The organism is Shewanella waksmanii ATCC BAA-643 (assembly GCF_000518805.1).
Taxonomy (GTDB): Bacteria; Pseudomonadota; Gammaproteobacteria; order Enterobacterales; family Shewanellaceae; genus Shewanella; species Shewanella waksmanii.
The window spans coordinates 1-18849 of sequence record NZ_JAEH01000025.1 but is presented as its reverse complement, the minus strand read 5'-3'; the positions used below and the strand labels follow the sequence as shown (position 1 = coordinate 18849).

The 18849-nt window shown below is 46.9% G+C and carries 20 protein-coding genes; 13 read left to right on the top strand and 7 right to left on the bottom strand.

What is annotated here, in order from left to right; all coding sequences use genetic code 11:
- Nucleotides 1-26 precede the first annotated feature (26 nt).
- The 4 genes from L865_RS0111905 to L865_RS0111890 all read left to right on the top strand — a co-directional run bounded on the left by L865_RS0111905 (nt 27) and on the right by L865_RS0111890 (nt 4510).
- The gene (locus L865_RS0111905; protein WP_028773446.1) at nt 27-752 is read left to right on the top strand and encodes a 3-ketoacyl-ACP reductase FabG2; all 726 of its coding nucleotides are present in this window, start codon (nt 27-29) and stop codon (nt 750-752) included.
- The gene (locus L865_RS0111900; RefSeq protein WP_028773445.1) at nt 752-1990 is read left to right on the top strand and encodes a beta-ketoacyl-ACP synthase; all 1239 of its coding nucleotides are present in this window, start codon (nt 752-754) and stop codon (nt 1988-1990) included. Before L865_RS0111905 ends, L865_RS0111900 begins: the two co-directional genes overlap by 1 nt.
- A gap of 18 nt (nt 1991-2008) precedes the next feature.
- The gene (locus tag L865_RS0111895) at nt 2009-2752 is read left to right on the top strand and encodes a hypothetical protein (protein WP_028773444.1); all 744 of its coding nucleotides are present in this window, start codon (nt 2009-2011) and stop codon (nt 2750-2752) included.
- 375 nt (nt 2753-3127) lie between these two features.
- The gene (locus tag L865_RS0111890) at nt 3128-4510 is read left to right on the top strand and encodes a DUF4397 domain-containing protein (protein WP_028773443.1); all 1383 of its coding nucleotides are present in this window, start codon (nt 3128-3130) and stop codon (nt 4508-4510) included.
- Nucleotides 4511-4570: 60 nt separating this feature from the next.
- On the opposite strand, the gene L865_RS0111885 is transcribed toward L865_RS0111890, so the two are convergent.
- The 5 genes from L865_RS0111885 to L865_RS0111865 all read right to left on the bottom strand — a co-directional run bounded on the left by L865_RS0111885 (nt 4571) and on the right by L865_RS0111865 (nt 8120).
- A complete protein-coding gene (locus L865_RS0111885; protein ID WP_028773442.1) occupies nt 4571-5020 on the bottom strand; it encodes a thioesterase domain-containing protein in 450 nt (149 codons plus the stop codon).
- A gap of 73 nt (nt 5021-5093) precedes the next feature.
- Nucleotides 5094-5531, bottom strand: coding sequence for a D-aminoacyl-tRNA deacylase (gene dtd, locus L865_RS0111880; RefSeq protein WP_028773441.1), 438 nt, complete (start codon nt 5529-5531; stop codon nt 5094-5096).
- Between the two features lie 77 nt (nt 5532-5608).
- Complete coding sequence (locus L865_RS0111875) at nt 5609-6181, bottom strand: hypothetical protein (protein ID WP_028773440.1); 573 nt, start codon at nt 6179-6181, stop codon at nt 5609-5611.
- Nucleotides 6178-7137 carry an alpha/beta fold hydrolase gene (locus tag L865_RS0111870; RefSeq protein ID WP_028773439.1) on the bottom strand — a complete coding sequence of 320 codons (960 nt, stop codon included), beginning with the start codon at nt 7135-7137 and terminating at the stop codon, nt 6178-6180. The genes L865_RS0111875 and L865_RS0111870 overlap by 4 nt, the downstream gene beginning before the upstream one ends.
- Before the next feature lie 2 nt (nt 7138-7139).
- A complete protein-coding gene (locus L865_RS0111865; protein ID WP_084632527.1) occupies nt 7140-8120 on the bottom strand; it encodes a virulence factor BrkB family protein in 981 nt (326 codons plus the stop codon).
- 350 nt (nt 8121-8470) lie between these two features.
- Between L865_RS0111865 and L865_RS0111860 the strand changes: the two genes are divergently transcribed.
- The 7 genes from L865_RS0111860 to L865_RS0111830 all read left to right on the top strand — a co-directional run bounded on the left by L865_RS0111860 (nt 8471) and on the right by L865_RS0111830 (nt 15364).
- Nucleotides 8471-8695, top strand: coding sequence for a hypothetical protein (locus L865_RS0111860; protein WP_028773437.1), 225 nt, complete (start codon nt 8471-8473; stop codon nt 8693-8695).
- 82 nt (nt 8696-8777) lie between these two features.
- Nucleotides 8778-9425, top strand: a complete 648-nt coding sequence (locus L865_RS0111855; RefSeq protein ID WP_028773436.1) for a DUF2959 domain-containing protein — start codon at nt 8778-8780, stop codon at nt 9423-9425.
- A gap of 269 nt (nt 9426-9694) precedes the next feature.
- On the top strand, nt 9695-10912 hold the full coding sequence (locus L865_RS0111850) for a 4Fe-4S binding protein (RefSeq protein ID WP_028773435.1): 1218 nt from the start codon (nt 9695-9697) through the stop codon (nt 10910-10912).
- A gap of 135 nt (nt 10913-11047) precedes the next feature.
- The gene (locus L865_RS0111845; protein WP_028773434.1) at nt 11048-11356 is read left to right on the top strand and encodes a hypothetical protein; all 309 of its coding nucleotides are present in this window, start codon (nt 11048-11050) and stop codon (nt 11354-11356) included.
- Between the two features lie 374 nt (nt 11357-11730).
- A complete protein-coding gene (locus L865_RS0111840) occupies nt 11731-12051 on the top strand; it encodes a c-type cytochrome (RefSeq protein ID WP_245608428.1) in 321 nt (106 codons plus the stop codon).
- 158 nt (nt 12052-12209) lie between these two features.
- Entirely contained in the window at nt 12210-13922 is a 1713-nt protein-coding gene (locus L865_RS0111835) for a DUF3373 domain-containing protein (RefSeq protein ID WP_028773432.1), read from the top strand.
- Between the two features lie 47 nt (nt 13923-13969).
- The gene (locus L865_RS0111830) at nt 13970-15364 is read left to right on the top strand and encodes a tetrathionate reductase family octaheme c-type cytochrome (protein WP_028773431.1); all 1395 of its coding nucleotides are present in this window, start codon (nt 13970-13972) and stop codon (nt 15362-15364) included.
- 161 nt (nt 15365-15525) lie between these two features.
- On the opposite strand, the gene L865_RS0111825 is transcribed toward L865_RS0111830, so the two are convergent.
- Nucleotides 15526-16269, bottom strand: coding sequence for a sterol desaturase family protein (locus L865_RS0111825; protein WP_028773430.1), 744 nt, complete (start codon nt 16267-16269; stop codon nt 15526-15528).
- Nucleotides 16270-16429: 160 nt separating this feature from the next.
- Here L865_RS0111825 and L865_RS23645 point away from each other — a divergent pair, with 160 nt between their 5' ends.
- Both L865_RS23645 and L865_RS25070 read left to right on the top strand, forming a co-directional pair.
- Nucleotides 16430-18310, top strand: a complete 1881-nt coding sequence (locus L865_RS23645; RefSeq protein WP_037471065.1) for a winged helix-turn-helix domain-containing protein — start codon at nt 16430-16432, stop codon at nt 18308-18310.
- 26 nt (nt 18311-18336) lie between these two features.
- Nucleotides 18337-18549: a DUF7661 family protein gene (locus L865_RS25070; RefSeq protein ID WP_084632526.1), complete on the top strand. Its 213-nt coding sequence runs from the start codon at nt 18337-18339 to the stop codon at nt 18547-18549.
- Between the two features lie 32 nt (nt 18550-18581).
- On the opposite strand, the gene L865_RS25780 is transcribed toward L865_RS25070, so the two are convergent.
- A partial coding sequence (locus L865_RS25780) for a hypothetical protein (RefSeq protein WP_037471059.1) occupies nt 18582-18849 on the bottom strand: 268 nt, incomplete at its 5' end.

Below are 18849 nucleotides of genomic sequence, written 5' to 3'. Positions count from 1 at the left end.
GAGTAACAGGGAACAGTAAATAGACCATGAAAAAACGAGTATTAGTAACTGGCTCAAGCCGAGGAATTGGCAAAGCCATCGCGGTTAAGTTAGCCGAATCTGGCTTTGATATCGCACTGCACTTTCACAGCAATCAGCAGGCCGCAGCAGCCACGCAAGCAGAGCTTGAAGCACTAGGAGCGCAAGTCAGCTTACTGCAATTTGATATCGCTAATCGCGCCGCAGTGAAACAAGCGATTGAAGATGATATCGCGGCACATGGCGCTTATTACGGCGTGGTGCTTAATGCCGGCATCAATGCTGATACCGCTTTTCCTGCGATGAGCGAGTCACAATGGGACAGCGTGGTGCACACTAATTTAGATGGCTTTTACAATGTGATTCACCCAACGGTGATGCCCATGGTACAAACCCGCCAAGGCGGCAGAATTATTACCATGGCTTCTGTTTCTGGCATTGCAGGTAATCGAGGTCAGGTCAATTATAGCGCTTCAAAAGCGGGCATTATTGGCGCGACTAAGGCGCTCAGTTTAGAGCTCGCTAAACGTAAAATCACCGTCAATTGTATCGCACCAGGACTGATTGAAACTGACATGGTTAGCGATATTCCTAAAGACATGGTGAAAGACCTAGTTCCTATGCGCCGCATGGGACAACCGGCAGAGATTGCCAGTTTAGCTAACTTTTTAATGTCTGATGATGCCGGTTACATCACCCGTCAGGTTATTTCAGTAAACGGCGGTATGATCTAATGTCCAGCTCGCATAAACGTGTGGTGATTACCGGATTTGGCGGCGTATCTAGCCTAGGCCACGATTGGCCAACGATCGCAGCCTCGCTGAAGAATCAGCACAATGCCGTTGTCCATATGGATGAATGGCACAAGTATGATGGCCTAAATACTCGTTTAGCAGCCCCAGTCACCGACTTTGAAAAGCCAGCCCATTATTCCCGTAAGAAAGTGCGCTCCATGGGGCGAGTCTCATTGATGGCAACCTATGCATCTGAACAAGCGCTAATCAGTGCTGGATTACTGAACGATCCGGTGGTGAGCTCTGGCGCTATGGGGATTGCCTATGGCTCATCTACCGGCAGTACCGACCCCATCACCGCTTTTGGCGATATGCTGAAAGATGGCGATATGTCAGGCGTAACCGCCACCAGCTATATTCGCATGATGGCACACACCACCGCCGTTAATGTGGGGGTGTATTTTGGTATTAAAGGTCGAGTGCACACCACCAGCAGTGCCTGCACCTCGGGTAGCCAAGGTATTGGCTACGCCTATGAAGCCATTAAATACGGCCAACAAACATTAATGCTAGCTGGCGGCGGTGAAGAGTTGTGTGCCACTGAAGCTGTGGTATTTGATACCTTGTTTGCCACCAGTACCCGCAACGATACGCCCGCCTCAACCCCCAGACCATTCGATACTGACCGCGACGGTTTAGTTATCGGTGAAGGTGCCTGCACTTTAGTACTGGAAGAGTTAAGCCATGCACAAGCGCGCGGTGCACATATATTTGCTGAGATCGTCGGCTTTGGTACCAACTCCGATGGCTTACATGTCACCCAGCCACATGCGGAAACCATGGAAATAGCTATACGTCAGGCAATAACCGACGCGGCCATTAGCCCACAACAAGTCGGCTATGTTAATGCGCACGGTACCGCCACTGATCGCGGTGATATTGCTGAAAGCCACGCGACTCAGGCGGTCTTTGGCGACCAGATGCCAATCTCGTCGCTAAAAAGTTATACCGGTCATACCCTCGGCGCTTGCGGCGCACTCGAAGCCTGGGTGAGTGTAGAGATGATGAACGCTGGCTGGTTTGCACCGACTTTGAATCTGCAGCAAGTCGACAGTGAGTGTGCCAAACTCGATTATATTCGCGATGACATTCGCCACATAGACACTGACTATGTCATGAGTAACAACTTTGCCTTTGGTGGCATTAACACGTCACTGATTTTTAAAAAATGGAAATGAAACTAGATAGGATATCTAATGAAAAATCTCTCTTTAGCTGTGTGTTTAACCCTGTCTCTGGCCAGCGGCGCGGCCCTTGCTAAGCCGCTAACTGAAGCGCAGTACATTGAAATATTTCAAGGCGATAATGTCGACAAACAAAAAGATGCTATTGCTTCACTAGTGATGGCAGGTCTGAATGACCCCCAAGTTTACGAGACGCTCAACAATAAGCTGCAAGCTTCACTACCACTAGCCATTGATCGCCACAGCATAGATTACAGTGCATGGTTAATTAAAGGCTTAGCCTATTCTGGTGATGAGAAGTATGTGGCCACTTATAATGAAATCATCAATGGTGATTATCATAGTAAACTACAAAAATACGCGAAAAAATCATTAAAAAACCTCGAAAAATACCAAGTTTGGGCACCCATTCTGGCAGATAAAAGCCACTATGATGACAAGTACAATCAACGTAGCAATGTGCTCAGTAACGCCCTAAGAAGTGATGAATTGCAGCTCAAGTTAGACGCTGCTAAACGAGTGATAAACCGCGGCGTGTATACCGACCAAGTGCTGAAAACACTCGATAGCGAGTTACAGGATACTCGGCTACTAAAGCATGACAAATTGGCGATTCAGGCCTACGCCTTTATGGCAAAAGCCTTGGCCAGCAGCGGCGAAGAAAAGTACCGTCCAACCATAGAAAAACTGGCCGAAACCAGCAGCGAGCGTAAATTACAAAGATACGCTGCTAAGTACTTACGCGCCTACTATTAATACGATACTAAAATAAAAAACCCCAAAGCAGCCAGCTGCTTTGGGGTTCACCTAATCTTGGTCGGGGTTGATGATTCCTGCCAATATCTTGTAGGTAAAAATCGTTCTCAGATCGCCAATACTTGTGTCGATATCATTACCACTCCAACACCACTCTCTTTAAGCCTCTGGGTTATCGTTCACCAGTCTATGCTGCCATTAATAAGAATAAAAGCGCATAAAATGGCATGTATTTACCTAAAAAATAGAAAGAAATTGCCATGCAGCGCCATTTTATTCGCCGTTTATCAAATCGAAAAGTTAAAAAAATGTGATCGTTAAAATTTACCTCGGCGTATAGCGATACGTAACCTACACACAATGAAGGAATATGCTATGCAACGTCTCTATCCTAGTATCGTACTGACTGCTGCGCTGGCTCTCACCGGCTGTAGCGATGACGATGACAACAGCTCAACACCTGCTCCAGATCCTGCACCAGCCCCTACGCCGGCCGAAATGTCGATGGTTAGAGTCATTCATGCCAGTGCTGATGCCCCCATGGTTAATGTCACAGCTAACGATGCCGAGCTGCTAACAGATGTTGACTATGCAATGTCGTCTGGCTTGTTAAGTGTCGAGTCAGCCACCTATGCCATTGCGGTCAATGCACAATTACCAAGTGGTGAAACTGCCACTGTCTTGTCTGCTGATTTAATGGCTGAAGCTGATATGGAGTACACCGCAGTCGCCGTAGGCAGTGTGGCAGGTGAATCACTCGACCTCGCACTAATAGCCAACGCCACTAGCGATATTGCTGCAGGATATACGCGAGTACAGGTGCTGCATGGCACTGTAGGGGTTGGGCTAGTCGATGTTTACGTCACTGAACTAGACGCAGATATCAGCGATATGGCTCCGACACTCTCAGTCGATTACATGGACAATACCGATCAATTAGAAATCATGGCTGGCGATTATCAAGTTCGCATTACCGCCGCGGATCAAAAAGACGTGGTATATGATTCTGGCGCGGTCACACTGGCTGCGGAAACCGATTATCTGCTCACGGCCATTACTAACGTTTGGAGCGGTAACTCTCCTGTTGCACTACTTGCTGCACTGCCAGAGGGCCAAGCCTTGATTCAAGACAAAAACGCCGGTGCTGACCTACGAGTGATTCATGCAGTTGCCGATGCGCCAGCTGTTGATGTATTCCTCGACGGTAGCGATATGCCAGCAGTCGATATGCTGAGCTTCGGCGAAGTCACAGGTTACCTAAACGTGCCAGAAGGTGAGCATACCGTGACAGTAGCCGCTGATGCTGACAACAGCGTGGTTGTGATTGATGCTGCAGAGGTGATGTTAGATCAAGGTATGAGCTATTCAGCACTAGCAATTGGCTCGCTAGGTGATGAGATTATGCCTTGGGTATTGATGGATAGCCCTCGCCGTGTTGCTACGGCAGCAAAACTCAATATAGCCCATGCGTCATTCTCTGCTGGTAATGTCGATATTTATTTGACCGCCACTGACGACATTAGCGATGCCGCTCCAGCATTAAGCGATGTGCCATTTATGGCCGCTTCGGGAGCCCTTGCTGTTGCTGCCGGTGATTACGTAGTTAGCGTCACGCCACACGACAGTAAAGATGTCGCCATTGGCCCGCTTAGCGTTAGTCTAATGGCTGGGGGGATCTACTCAGTTGCCGCTGTGGATGCCGCTGGCGGCGGTACACCACTGGGCGTCATCTTAATGGATGATTTCGTGGCTAACTAAGTAAAAATTTGAATGAAAATAATAAGGCGATACACGTATATGTATCGCCTTTGCTGTTAATCAAGTTATCGGCAAACTGACATATTTAGCCTCAAATTGAGCGCACAGTTTATCGGCGCAAAACAGCTCTACAGTCAGTGGGATTTTAACCCGCTTACCGCGACTAAGCGGACTTAGGTCGATATGGCTGCAACGGACAACTGCAATGGGCTGCGCAGTTACCGGCGCAAGATAACGCACATGGGCATCGGCCAACACTATGTCTCCACACACTTGAGCTCGTTGCTGTTGCAACCATACCATTCCCCATCCAGTTAAGGTCATCAAGGTATAGATGCTGCCAGCAAACATGGTCTGATGCAGGTTGATATTGGGGCCTAAAGGCGCGGTGACCTTAAACTCATTATCACTAAAGCTCAGAGGCTCTACCGCCATAAACTGGCTCAGTGGAATCGTTTGATGCCATGTTTGTTGTAATTGAGCCAATAATGATTGCTCAGCTATCACCATAATTGCCACACCTGAAAGTTAACTGGCTTACACCTGAGGATTAAAAATCATTAGACCAGAAGATGAAAAATCATTAGGCCTGAAGATTAAAAGTCACTGGACCATCATTGGTTAAGCTCACCTGCATATCGGCTGCAAACTCGCCCGTTTGGGTATTCACCCCCTGCTGCTGACAATATTCGACAAACGCATCGTACAGCTGTTTTGCTTGCTCAGGAGTGCCTGCCCCCGAAAAGCTTGGGCGTAAACCACGACCAGTATCAGCGGCAAGTGTAAATTGCGACACCACCAGTAAGCTGCCCCCGGCTTGGCTAAGATTGAGGTTCATCTTGCCATTTTCATCACTAAACACGCGATATTTCATCACTTTAGTCGCCAGTTTTTGCATTTTTTCTAGATCATCGTCGCGCTCAACACCAAGCAACACCAATAAGCCTTTATCTATGGCGCCTATGGTTTTACCTGCAACATCAACTTTGGCTTGGCTCACTCGTTGGATCAGGGCTATCACGTACTCTACTACCTTATTGTTAATCAACAGGCCTTGTTAAATAACAAGACCTATTAGCGACCAACCTCGTTTAACGCTTAGGTTGATACTGGGTTTTTCATAATGGGGATTGGCTTAATCAGCTCTTCAGATCCCTTTGGTAAAGATAAACCCACCTGATGTAGGCCGTCGTCGGTCCACAACATAAAACGGCGGATCTCTTCTAAATCAATGGTGTTGACGAAAGTCGCTGCGCCTTGCACTTGAATAACATTGCCATTCTCGCGCAAAGTGAATTTAGCGAAGTTTAACTTATGGTTCAACGTACCGATGAGCAGCAGTAACTCTTTGCTACCGGCCATTTTAGGATGAATGGCATAAAAACGATTCATTAAGATACGATCAATCCCCTCGGCATTAATGCTAGGTTGCAGTACAAACTGGCTTTTATCAAACTGCACACCGACTCGAGTAGGCGACACCTTGCTGGCAAGGTAATTCTTTTTCAGAAGCGCGGCTAATAATGCATCTGCGGCGGCCTCGTTACTCATGCCGCCCAAAGTAACTGACTCTGGTGCGACAGTCGCCGCGTCACTTGTGTTCGCCTCATCGGTTGATGCACAGCCAACTAATGCTGCACAAAGTGCAGTGACCATCATGGTTTTTCTCATTCTGCTATATCCTTTCTGTTATTCATCATTTTCCGTAAGGCGGCAATGACCGCTTGTCGCATCTTATCATCGCCTAAGGCATGATACCCGTGATTAATGATTTGTAGCGTTAACTGAGCCAAAGCATTGGTTTCAATAAAGTGGCTAACGGCCTGAGGTGGGCAGACCCAATCTAACTCGCCTTGTATGATCAAAGTCTCGGCGCTAATGACCTTAGCGCGTTGCTGCAAGATTTGCTGCGCCTCAAAATACCCAGCTTGTGCATAATGCGCTTCAATTTTTGCTAACGCCTCACCTTGGTATGGCGCGCGAGTAAAGTCATCACTAGGTAGCGCTAACACCTGTTCCCATTGTTGCCAACGTTGATGGTAATCGCGGCGTACACTCGCATCACGATCTGCCAGCCCCGTAACAAAGTCATTGAGCAAAGTTTGGGTGTCACTACCACTGTAATCACCTTTAAAATCCCGGTATTGCTGAGAGAAAATCTGCCCAGCTCCGTCACGGCCATAGAGCCATTCTAGGCTCGTCGACGAGGGAATAAACAGCCCCCAAAGTAGCTGCCAGCTCACTCGGTTGGGATAACAGCAACTGTATAACAACGCCAATGTTGCTCCAAAAGAGCCGCCACATAACCCCCAGCGGTCAACATCGGCCCATTGACGGAGCTTTTCAATATCGCTGAGTAATGCAATCAAATGGTTGTGTTCAGTACTGGCATAGGGTTTGGAGCGGCCGCAACCACGCTGATCCAACATAAACAGCCGTACCGCCTTAATGTCGGTGACCGCACTATCAAACAGCGCCACATCACCTTGTTGGCAAGCAGCCCCTGGGCCACCATGAAGGTATAACACTGGCGTGCCCTGTGACGAGCCATACTGGGCAACAAACAGTTGATGGCCATTGCCGACATCCAGCCAATCTTGACTAATGAGCGGTAAATGGACTGCCAAGCTTAGCCCCCTTTTTGATGCTGAGATTGCGTGCTTTCTGGCTCAGGTGCACTCTCTTTGGGCTCATTTTGCTGCTGTTGCGCGCTTTGCTGGCGAAAGTGACTACGTAAAGCCACTAGGCGAGTATCTAAATACTCAGGCATACCCGCGGTGATGACCGCCCCGATAAGCACGATCATCCAGCTTAAATACACCCAAACAAACAAGATTGGAATCGTAGCTAAAGCGCCATAAATGGCTTCATAACTTGGAAATTGGGTTAGGTAGTACGCAAAACCTTTTTTACCGAACTCAAACAGCAATGCGGCAACAATCGCCCCCAGCAATGCGTGGAAAAACTTCACTTTGGTGTTAGGTACAACCATATAAATCAGTAAAAAAGTCGCCACAGAAAACAGCATCGGCAGTCGTTCAACCACCAGCGGTACCACACCAGATAACTCTGTGCCGGTGAACACCTTTAATGACACCACATAAGAGGTCGCCACCAAGCTCGCGCCCATTAACACAGGCCCTAAGGTTAGCACCATCCAATACATGGAAAATGACACCACCATTGAGCGTTTTTCGGTGGTGCGCCAAATAGCATTGAGTGCTTTATCTATGTTAGATATCAACATAATAGCGACTACGACCAAGGCGCCAATACCCACTGCAGTGCCTTTAGATGCATTCGCGACAAATTCATTAATGTACACCTGCACGCTATCGCCCGCTGAGGGAATAAAGTTCTCATAGATAAAAGTTTCTATCTGGCCACGAATGCCTTTAAACACCGGAAAAGCAGACAACATCGACATCGTCACTGCGACCATGGGCACCAACGATAATAGGGTGACATAAGCCAGATGCCCGGCTCGAATGTTAACCTGATCTTCAGCCAAGCGCTGGCGCAGGTGTAATGCAAAATGCCAAATACTCAGTAAGATGGTATAAAAAACTGAGCTTTTAATTTTATTAATCACAGCTATCTCATTATTCATTGGCGTTAGGGATTGGTATCATACCAATCAGTATAAAGGTTTGTTCGCTCAGCGAGAGTATAGTGGTTCTGAGGCTAGGCAACGAATGCGATGCATAGTCATTCTACGCATTAATTCGTTAACGCCGCATCAGCGTCACTGACACTCGCCTTTGTAGGCGTATTTTTGACTTAGTGCTTATCGCTTGAATAAAATCATAAACAACAGGCATTATGCTATGTGTTGTCTTTGAGTCAGTGACTCAAAAAATACCCTGAGTAGCACAAAATCTTATACTGATTGGTATAAAACCTGTATCTTCGTACAATAAAGCTTATAACCTCAGATTTACAAGTGTAAGGAAGAAATTGATGTCTCAACAAGGATCTGCAGGCAATGTTATTGCCGCAATTGCTAGCTTTTTTATCGTTGGACTGGGTCAGCTTGTGCAGGGCCGCATCATGTCAGCGATTCTATTTTGTTTGTTCACCTATGCGGCATACGGTATTGCCAGCTTCACCCTTGGGCTATTCTTAATCGTTGCTGTGCCACTGCACATTTGGTGCATCATTGATGCGGCGCGATATCGAGGCTAATACTCAGTAGTAAAATTCAGCCAAACAGCACAGAGCGAACAGAGTCTCAGTTTGATGAGTCAAAAATAAAGGTGGTTTCAGGATGAAAAAAGGTATTTCCATTGCGCTATTAGGGGCAAGTTTACTACTCAGTGGTTGCCAAAGCGCTTATTACGGTGCCATGGAAAAAGTTGGCTACCATAAGCGTGACATCATGGTCGATCGCGTGACCGATGCCAAAGAGTCTCAAGAAGAAGCGCAAGAGCAGTTTAGCTCTGCGTTAGAAGAGATGCAGGCTCTGCTTAACCACGACGGCGGTGACTTAGAAAAAGCCTACAACAAGGCCAAAGATGAATATGAGTCTTCGCAAGAAGCAGCAGACGATGTCAGTAGTCGCATCAGTAAAGTAGAAGATGTGGCCGAAGCGCTATTTGATGAATGGCAGTCTGAAATCAATGAAATCAGCAAAGCCAGCTTGCGACGCAACAGTGAAACTAAGCTCAGAGAAACTCAGCGCTCTTATGAGCAACTGGTAAGAACCATGAAACGCGCAGAAAGCAAAATGGATCCTGTGCTCGTGGCGATGAAAGATAACATGCTTTACCTTAAGCACAACCTCAATGCCCAAGCGATTGGGGCTATTAAAGGGGAGTTTGCCAGCCTGCAAACTGATATCTCCGGGCTCATTAAAGAGATGAACAAATCAATTGAAGAGTCCAACAAGTTTATCGCCTCTATCGAAGGCAACTAGCCCAACGACTCTGCCTGTCAGCTCAGCGCGCTGGCAGGTAGGTTTTGTCTAAGCTAAACCTGCCCACATCTGACACTGCCCCTGTATTCACTAGCAATCAAGCTTATCCAAGCGCAACGCGATTGTTAGCCCCTTGTGAGCTAGCACACCAATCTAGATAAAACAGCCTCACAATTTAGACACCTCTCACACTTCTTTGGCTACATTGCGAACCAAATTAATAACGACCACTCACACTCGTTACTCACCGCAACTAATTTGAAGTCATTATGAGTTTTATTGAATCCTTTACCTTAGCCTTGGCGCTACTCTATGCGATCAGTCTGATGTTTTATAGTGGTAAACGTTGGGGCGCTTTGACGAGTCTATCACTACTAGGCGCAGGGATGATTGCCACACTCTATTGGCCCATGCTGCTAGCAACGGCATTGGTAGCTATCGGGCTAGGGCTTGCTAAACGGCTAGCGCCAAACTTGTTTAGTCCTGAGATTAAAGCCAACACCATACGGGAACTTATCCATCACACTTTAGCGGTTTCGATGCTATTGGTTGCGGTGCAATTTACCTGCAATGCCATCATGTTGAAAATGGGCCAAACCCCATGGTTAATGCGACCGGACGTTGGCGATGCCTTCTTACCTATCGACGGAGGGATTGAGCTAAAAGCGATAATCACTTTGGGCTATTGGGACCAAACTCACCCCGCAGCAGCTGTCATGCTGGCAGTGGTAATGCTCACTGGGCTGCTTTGCAAGCGTGCTTTTTGCGGCTGGGCTTGTCCATTGGGCTTAGCCGGCGAATACCTCTACAAGCTCAGAAAACGCTTTATAAAGCGCGATCTGCTACCACCAGCTTGGCTTGATTGGCCATTGAGAATGCTCAAGTATTTGCTGTTGCTGGCTTTACTGTACATCATCATTGCTGGCATGCCATCTCAGGCCATACCAAGCTATTTAAACGGCAATTACCACAAAATTGCCGACTTAAAAATGGCGCTGTTCTTTATTACTCCTGGGCTAATCACCTTACTGTGTTTCGCAGTCATACTGGCGTTAGCCGCATGGCGACGCCAAGGTTTTTGCCGCTACATCTGCCCCTATGGTGCACTACTGGGTATATTAAGCTTCCTTAGTCCGTTAAAGATACGGCGCCACACAGAGCATTGCTTAATTGATAGTAAAGGCATGAAATGCGACAAATGCACCCGCGCCTGCCCCGCTAATATTAAGGTACATCAGCAAATCAACATTCGCTCAGATGAATGCCAAGCCTGTATGCGCTGTATCAATGCTTGTCCGAAAAAAGCGTCTCTGACTTTTAGCACCCGCAATGGTTGGCAGATGTCAGCAACGGGCTTGGCAATTACCTTGCTTATCTTATTGTTTGCTATCCCTTTGCTGGCTTACCTAAACGGCTTCTGGGTCAGCCAAACACCGGATGATATCCGTATGTACTTAATCCAACACCTCAACGCTATAGGGCATTAATCTCGCGAGGGTGCATCTGGTATTATTAGTTAATAATGCCAGAATCTTATCGGTTTAAGCATTTGATTAAGTTTGAATTAATTGATAATTGCTAGCGTGTAGTGGTGAAAATAATTCATTGAAAGGAAAACTGCTGTGGGTATGATAATCGCATTCGCTATTGCCATTGTTGCAATGCTGTCGCTACTTGTCAGCAGCGTTCTTCTCATTCGCTTGCTCGACCAACTCAAAGGCTCAGTGCTACTCAAGCGCATTAGATTACAACTGCTCATCATTACCCCTTTGGTATGGACTGTCATCTACTATTTCCCAGTACAATATGGCCCAGCCGGTAGCAACTACGATCAAATTATCACGGTGTGGTGCACTAAAACCGCGCTGTTTATCTTAAGCCCAGCCATCATTGCAATCCTTTGCCGACGATTCAACCACAAGTCTGAATAACTCTGCCGTGACCAAAGCCCTCCCTGCAATCACTCCACTATGAAAGAGCACCTTAGTAAGTAGCGTCAACTAAAAAATATCACTTAAGTAATAGCTAAAAAAATCAAACGTGATCCTAATCACAGCCTTTACGAGGCTAAAAATCATCAAACCTCTGCCACAACAAAGACCAAAAAGCTTTAAACACAAACACTTAAAAACCATCCATTAGATTTTTTTCAACAATATTTTTATCAATTAGATTTTTACGATATTAGTGATCAACATCAAATTTACATCTACCTACATTTGATAAATTTATTTACAAGATGAGTACCTTCTCATCAACACTAAGAACACCATCTACCAAGATGGGTAAGGACTAAAAGATGAAAATGATGATGAACATGATGAGCTGCTTGGTTGTCGGGTTAGCCTTAGCAACCTCGGCGTATGCCGTGGATGGCGGTAATCCCAAAAAGGGCAAACACCTGTATAAGAAAACTTGCAAGGTTTGCCACAGCCAAGGTGATGTAGGCGGTGAAATGACACCCATGACAAAAACAATGTCGCAGTGGGATCGTTATTTCAAACGCAACAAACACAAAGGAAACCCAGAAGTGTTTCAGCAGCTCTCTGACAAAGACAAGCTCGATATCCAGCAGTTTCTGTATGACCATGCAGCCGATTCTGATCAACCGCAAACCTGCGGCTAACGCTCAAACCGACTAGCAAAAACTTAACCTAATTTGAGCAATTTATAGGGATATCCCTAGGGCAACGGCTTGCCAAAAATTGCCTCAAACCATGAAAAACGGACAGCTTGGTAACACGGAAAACGGACTCGATTCGTGCTGCCATAGGGAGATTCCTTATGCGTACCTTACTTTCAATACTGGTTGCTAATGCGCTTGCCCTGTCAGGCACTGCATGGGCAAATGACAGTGACACTCAAAAAATAAACCAACTTAAACAACAGCTGGCAGATATTACAGAAGAGCTAGATGATTTGAACGATCGTGTCGATAATAATGAGCGTCACACGGCACTTGATCGTATTAGCCTCACTGGTGACTTTCGCGTCAAAGCCCACTCACTGCACTACCAAAATGTGACTTGGAATCCCGCCATCAAAGTGAACTTCAATGACTTTGGCGGCAAAGCCATGAGCGGCGCATTCGGTTCACCCACCGACAGTGACTCCCCCTTAGGTAAAATGCTCGCGGCAAATCCTGCACTGGCAACCGCATTTCAGCAGGGACAACTGCAGGGAGTGATGCCCTATGTGCTCGCGCCTAAAAGTACCCAAGATATAGATAACGATATTTTCTATACCACTCGGCTTAGACTCAATATTAAGGCAAAGGTGTGGGACAACGTTAATTTTGCCGGTCGACTCTCTATGTATAAAAACTGGGGGGACTCCACCGGCGTCCAGGTGTTTGACTCTTGGCGCTCTTTTACCATGGATGGCACCAGCAGTGGTAACACCAGCGGCGACTGGCTGCGGGTAGAGCGCGCTTACTTTGATTGGAAAAACATTGGTGGTTCCAACACCTATTTGTCTATTGGTCGTCGCCCATCAACCTATGGTCCACCGACCCATTATCGCGAAAACGAGAAACGAGGTGGCACCCCTTCAGGTCATCTAGTGAACTTTAATTTTGATGGTGCAACCTTAGGTTATAACCTCGGTGAAATCACCGGTATTGATGGTCAAGTGGTGCGCTTTTGCTATGGCCAAGGGTTTGAATCCCAATGGGGCAATGGTGAAATGTTTGGTGATATTGTCACTAAAGATACCCACCTAGGCGGCTTCAACATTGACGCTATCAATGACGGCACCAACTTCCTGCAGTTCACGTTATTTGGCGCGAAAGATATCAATGATGGTTTCAAAGGCACCATGGCATTTCCCACTCAACTGGCGGGTATTTTTGCCCCCACCATGTATCAAGACATGCAGAAGTTCAGCAACTTCAACTTTGAAACCCGGGTGCAGCCCAGTGGAGTTATCGGCGATATGTACTTAGGGGGCATCGGTTTTGCCCGTGAAGAAGCCAATGATATCAAGTGGTTTATCTCTGGTGGCTGGACTCGCAGTGAAAGCAATGGCAACGCCGGCATGTTTGGCGGCATGCTCAGTGATGCGGTATTTGAAGCACAGCTGAATGCCGACGGTTCAGAAATTATCATGATGCCAGCCCATAGCGATGACAAAGACACCAAAGATGGATACGGCGTCTATGTCGGGGTACAAATTCCGGCACCGCTAGGTAAGTTTGGTATCGAATACAACTACGGCTCTAAGTATTGGACTCCCTTTACCCAAGCCCAAGACGATCCCATTGGCAGCAAGCTTGCGACTCGTGGACATGTGGGTGAAGCCTATTACATATTTGATGTTAATCCGCGCATGTTCATTAAGCTGGCCGGGCTTTATTACGATTACGAATACACCGGCAGCGGCACCCCGGTTGGTGCACCGCAGAGTATTGATGACATCTTAGCTGGCAGTGCCTACTCGATGTTACCGGTAGTCGACACCGCCTTTGATATCAACGCTTCGTTGACCGTTAATTTCTAGTCTTGATAGGCCCCCTTGTTAACAGCAAGGGGGCAAGGAGCAATCAGATGAAAACCCCAATTTTCCCCCTACTGTTGGGCCTGTTGATAAGCTGCTCAAGCTGGGCAGGCCAAGATCATGGCGAGATCCTCAGCGGGCCGTTTGCGAGTGGCAGTGAAGTCACTAGCCAATGTATCGAGTGCCACGAAGAGCATGCCACTGCTTTGATGAAGTCTTCCCATTGGACTTGGGAGCTAGAACAACAACTCCCTGACCGAACCGTAAAAAGAGGTAAAAAGAACACCATCAACAACTTCTGTGTGGCAGTGTCGAGTAACGAACCCCGCTGTACCAGCTGCCATGCCGGTTATGGCTGGAAGGATAACAACTTCGACTTTAACGATATGACCAAAGTAGATTGCCTTATTTGCCACGACACCACGGGCACCTACGTTAAAGATCCTGCCGGCGCTGGCGAAGTGGCCGCTAAGGTCAATCTGACTCGCGTGGCGCAGAATGTCGGCCGCCCAGTTAGGGACAACTGCGGTAGTTGCCACTTCTTTGGTGGTGGCGGTGATGGGGTCAAACATGGTGATTTAGACTCCTCCATGTCATACCCTGACAAAGCCACCGACGTTCACATGGACACCGATGGCAACGACTTTCAATGCCAAGATTGTCACGTCACCCAAGACCATCAAATCACAGGCAATGCGATGGGCGTCTCACCCGGCGGGGATAACCCCATCGGGTGCAGTAACTGCCATGAAGCTGAGCCTCATAAAAAAGCAAAGCTTAACCAGCACAGCCAAGCCATTGCCTGCCAAACTTGCCACATTCCGGTGTTTGCCAAAAATGAACCCACTAAAATGAGCTGGGATTGGTCAACAGCCGGCAGTGATAGACCACAAACAGTCGATCAATATGGCAAGCATAGCTACATGAAGAAGAAAGGCGATTTTGTGTGGGCTAAGTCGGTAACACCCGAATATGCTTGGTATAACGGCAAAGCTGATGCTTATATGCCTGGGGATAAAATGGATGCTAAAGTCACCACTAAGCTCACCTACCCTCTGGGCAGCATTAGCGATCCACAAGCCAAAATTACCCCCTTTAAAGTTCATACTGGTAAGCAGATTTTCGACAAAAAGCACAACATATTTATCACCCCTAAAGTGTTTGGCAAAGGCGGATACTGGAAGACATTCGACTGGGCTAAAGCCGCTGAACTGGGCATGCAACAAAATGCCACTATGGTGGAAAAAGGCATCAGCTTTAGCGGAGAATACGGCTTTGCCGCGACCGAAATGTGGTGGCCAATTAACCATATGGTATCGCCCAAATCAGCCGCACTGCAGTGTAAAGATTGTCATAGCGCCAAAGGGGGCCGCCTTGACTGGCAAGCACTGGGATATGACGGTGACCCAATGAAAAACAAGACGGGCGTCCGTCATGCCCGCTAGTCCTGCATAAGCGCATAACACTCATCGAAATGAGCTCCCACTCCATGCGCTTGTTTGCCAGCCGTTTATCTCATCTATAACGGCTGGCTTTTTTGGCAAAACCTAGCGGACACTAATAAATGTGTCTAGGTTTCGTCAGTTTTGCTGTTGGTAAATCGGCTTTAAGAAATGTCTCTACATAACAAGATGTCTTTCATTTTGGTTGAACTTCCTTCGTAAAACCCTGCTTGGTCAACAAAGTGTTTGGGATTGTTGAAAGTGCCAAATAGAATGTCAAAAAGAGGAAGGTCTGAGTAGTTATAGGCATGGACGCCCCGTTGGTGGTGTACGCTGTGGCTTTCTGGGCGCTGAATGATATATCCAAGCCAATGTGGTGTTTTGACATTGATATGCTGGAATACCGCTAAAAACATCGTGATATAGAGAAAACCACTAACTGCTTCTGGGGCTAACCCCACCCCAAGCGACAAGGTTAGGCTGCCCATCAAGGTGAACCCCATCATATCTAATGGACTAAAATAGAAAGCACCAAACGTATCGATCCGCTCTGCACTATGGTGCATTTGATGAAACGATCGCCATAGAAAATTGTTGCGATGTATCGCCCGGTGCCAGCAATAGATCAACAACTCAAACACGAGTATGGCTATCAAAGTACTGATAATAGGATTGGCTTCAGTCAAGTCAAACAACTGATAGGCCAAAGAGTATTTATCCCATAGCAAGGGTAAATAGGTCGATAAGTAAAAATAGATCACAAATACGATTAGCGATTTGGGCACCCACCCTTTAACTGTGGGTAATTGTCGTGCTGGAATCAGCCATTCAATCAGCATTAGTACGGCATAAATGGCCAATAAGAATAGCGACAGTGGATCAAATAGAACTTCAATGGGTGTCGGCATACCAAATTTCCTTTTTTGCAATAACCTACCGCTAAACCTATGATCTATTGCTACGCTTTACTTGGGGTTTAGATAACCATTGACTAATTTTTAGCTAATGATTGTGCATGCTCTGATTTGCAAGAGTGGTTTATATGGAGCCAATAGCAGGGAGCAAAAATTGCACTATCGATTTGAAAATATTGAGATCGACTCGACACAATATACTGTGCGCCTTGCTGGAACAGAGGTCGCTATTGAACCAAAAGTATTTGATGTTATTTTGTACCTCATTGAACATCGCCATCGAGTCGTCTCGCGAGATGAGCTATTCGAAAGTATCTGGCAAGGACGATCCGTATCGGATACCACTCTTAGCAACCACATCAAAACGGCGCGCAACTTACTAGGCGATGATGGCGAGCGGCAGCGGATTATAAAGACAGTACGAACAAGGGGCTATCAGTTTGTCGCCATTCTTGACCAGACAAGCAAGGAGAATAGCCATCATAATGATAGGCCACCACAAAAGAAAACCATTCGTCCAGCCCATCGATGGCAACGACTCGCACACTGGCGAGTGATGCTGGTTTTCGTCAGCTTAATTGCAGTAACACTGGGCATTTATGCATTAATATCAAGACAAAGTACGCCGCATACACCCCCCTATTTATTAGTATTGCCTTTGTCCGTTTCGAGCCAGAATCCACTAAAGTGGCAGCCTTTTTCCGATCAAATCACCCGAGAACTCATTCAGAATTTACGCAAAGTCAATCAGGTAAAAACCGTTCCGCCACCTTCCTCTTTTACGTTTAAGGGACAGAAGAATCGGCAGCATATTCGCCAACAATTGCCTGATTTAGACTACGTGTTAGACGGTATGGTTAGTATTGATAGCAATGAGAATATGCGTATCTCAATAGAACTTGAGCACCTAGCTAGTGGTCAACTTATCTGGGATGGTGATTATCAAATGAACTTACGAGAACAGAGTCCCTTTAGTATTCAAAACGACATCACATCAGCAGTGGCTAGTTCGCTAAAAGCAGTTATGGCGCAAGACAGTACCAGCAACACAACGGCTAGACCATACAACCTAGCCGCGTACGAGCATTTTGTTTTGGGACAATACCAGCTTTCACTGATGAATCATCAAGCTGTTCTTAACGCCATTGAGCACTTCAACCAATCCATAGCACTGGATCCTGAAGCTCAAGCCGCTTATGTGGCAAAGGCAACGGCCTATCGCATACTGATGACCACCTTCGACAAACCCAGCCTAATATTGCCAAAAGTGATTGCGGCAACAACAGAGATACTTAGTATTAATCCTGACTCGGCACAGGTCATGAGTCAGCTCGGACTAGCCTATGTGCACGCGTGGCAATGGGATGAGGCCTGGAAAATGTTAAACAAAGCCCAACAGCAAGAGCCTGATAACGCGCTCACGCAACTTGGTTTCGCCCTGTTTTTTGCCGCAATGGGACAGAATCAGCAAGTCCTAGATCACCTAGCCGCAGCTGACAAACTCGACCCCTTAAATGAAGAAGTAGCCGACTGGGGAATGTGGGCACTAATGATGATCAATGAGCTTGAGACTGCCCAACAATGGGGGCGTATTAAACTAACTCAACACCCAGATTCGGCATTCATGCACCTAAATTTAGGGGTAGCTAAGTACTTGACTGGAGACTTAACCCAAAGCCACAAACTTATGCTAACCGGCGTTACAATCAGTGAGCGTGCGCCGTACCCACTAATCTTATTAGCGCAGTCATATGCAGCAGCAGGTCAGAACCAGCAGGCCCTAGACTTAATCGCAGAAGCGCAGCGCCAAAGCGACTATGTTTGCCCCTATGAGACCGCGGCAGTATATGCACTGCTAGACCTTAAACCTGAAATGTATCAGCAGCTTGAGCAAGCAATTAGCTATCAATCTAATTGTCTGATTTTTACTCGGCAAGACCCAAGATTCAAGCCTTATCACACAGAGGCGCGTTTTAAATCCGTACTCGAAATCATTGGACTTGCAGAACTAAAACACTACGATAAAGCAATCTAGTTCACTATCAGCAGCAAGGCCGCAGCATGCACAAATTCAACGTTTTTGGCACCTTGATGTCAGTACACCGACAACAAGATGAGTGGCTACTTTTTGTCGAATCGGGCACGGGCATGCGCCGCCGCGTCTATGATGTGATAATTCCCAGTGAATTGAGTAGCGAACAACTGCTCGGCTATCTTGATGATATTTTTCATGAACACTCCAGTGACAAACACCCAAGCGTGACCCTTGGATAAGGTCGCCAAAATATCCCTATTACCCCACTCGTTCATGGAACAGCGCAATCGAAGAAGTAATCGAACCCGGTGCAGATGCAACTAGAAGTTTCAGTTTCAGGAGTGAAATAGTAAAGCGGCCATGGACGGACTCTTTTGCGACAAAAAGAAAGCGCCTCGCTGTAAGCAAAACCACGAACGGGGATAAGCACATCCAAAAACATGCAACCCCCTCTTTGGGCTTCCTGCCCACCGGGGATAAGCACATCCAAAAACATGCAAACCCCCTCTTTGGGCTTCCTGCCCACCGGGGATAAGCAC

Coding starts and splice junctions, on each gene's coding strand:
- L865_RS0111905 (WP_028773446.1), top strand. CDS start 27: ATGAAAAAACGAGTATTAGTAACTGGCTCAAGCCGAGGAATTGGCAAA.
- L865_RS0111900 (WP_028773445.1), top strand. CDS start 752: ATGTCCAGCTCGCATAAACGTGTGGTGATTACCGGATTTGGCGGCGTA.
- L865_RS0111895 (WP_028773444.1), top strand. CDS start 2,009: ATGAAAAATCTCTCTTTAGCTGTGTGTTTAACCCTGTCTCTGGCCAGC.
- L865_RS0111890 (WP_028773443.1), top strand. CDS start 3,128: ATGCAACGTCTCTATCCTAGTATCGTACTGACTGCTGCGCTGGCTCTC.
- L865_RS0111885 (WP_028773442.1), bottom strand. CDS start 5,020: ATGGTGATAGCTGAGCAATCATTATTGGCTCAATTACAACAAACATGG.
- L865_RS0111875 (WP_028773440.1), bottom strand. CDS start 6,181: ATGAGAAAAACCATGATGGTCACTGCACTTTGTGCAGCATTAGTTGGC.
- L865_RS0111865 (WP_084632527.1), bottom strand. CDS start 8,120: ATGAATAATGAGATAGCTGTGATTAATAAAATTAAAAGCTCAGTTTTT.
- L865_RS0111860 (WP_028773437.1), top strand. CDS start 8,471: ATGTCTCAACAAGGATCTGCAGGCAATGTTATTGCCGCAATTGCTAGC.
- L865_RS0111855 (WP_028773436.1), top strand. CDS start 8,778: ATGAAAAAAGGTATTTCCATTGCGCTATTAGGGGCAAGTTTACTACTC.
- L865_RS0111850 (WP_028773435.1), top strand. CDS start 9,695: ATGAGTTTTATTGAATCCTTTACCTTAGCCTTGGCGCTACTCTATGCG.
- L865_RS0111840 (WP_245608428.1), top strand. CDS start 11,731: ATGATGATGAACATGATGAGCTGCTTGGTTGTCGGGTTAGCCTTAGCA.
- L865_RS0111835 (WP_028773432.1), top strand. CDS start 12,210: ATGCGTACCTTACTTTCAATACTGGTTGCTAATGCGCTTGCCCTGTCA.
- L865_RS0111830 (WP_028773431.1), top strand. CDS start 13,970: ATGAAAACCCCAATTTTCCCCCTACTGTTGGGCCTGTTGATAAGCTGC.
- L865_RS0111825 (WP_028773430.1), bottom strand. CDS start 16,269: ATGCCGACACCCATTGAAGTTCTATTTGATCCACTGTCGCTATTCTTA.
- L865_RS25070 (WP_084632526.1), top strand. CDS start 18,337: ATGCACAAATTCAACGTTTTTGGCACCTTGATGTCAGTACACCGACAA.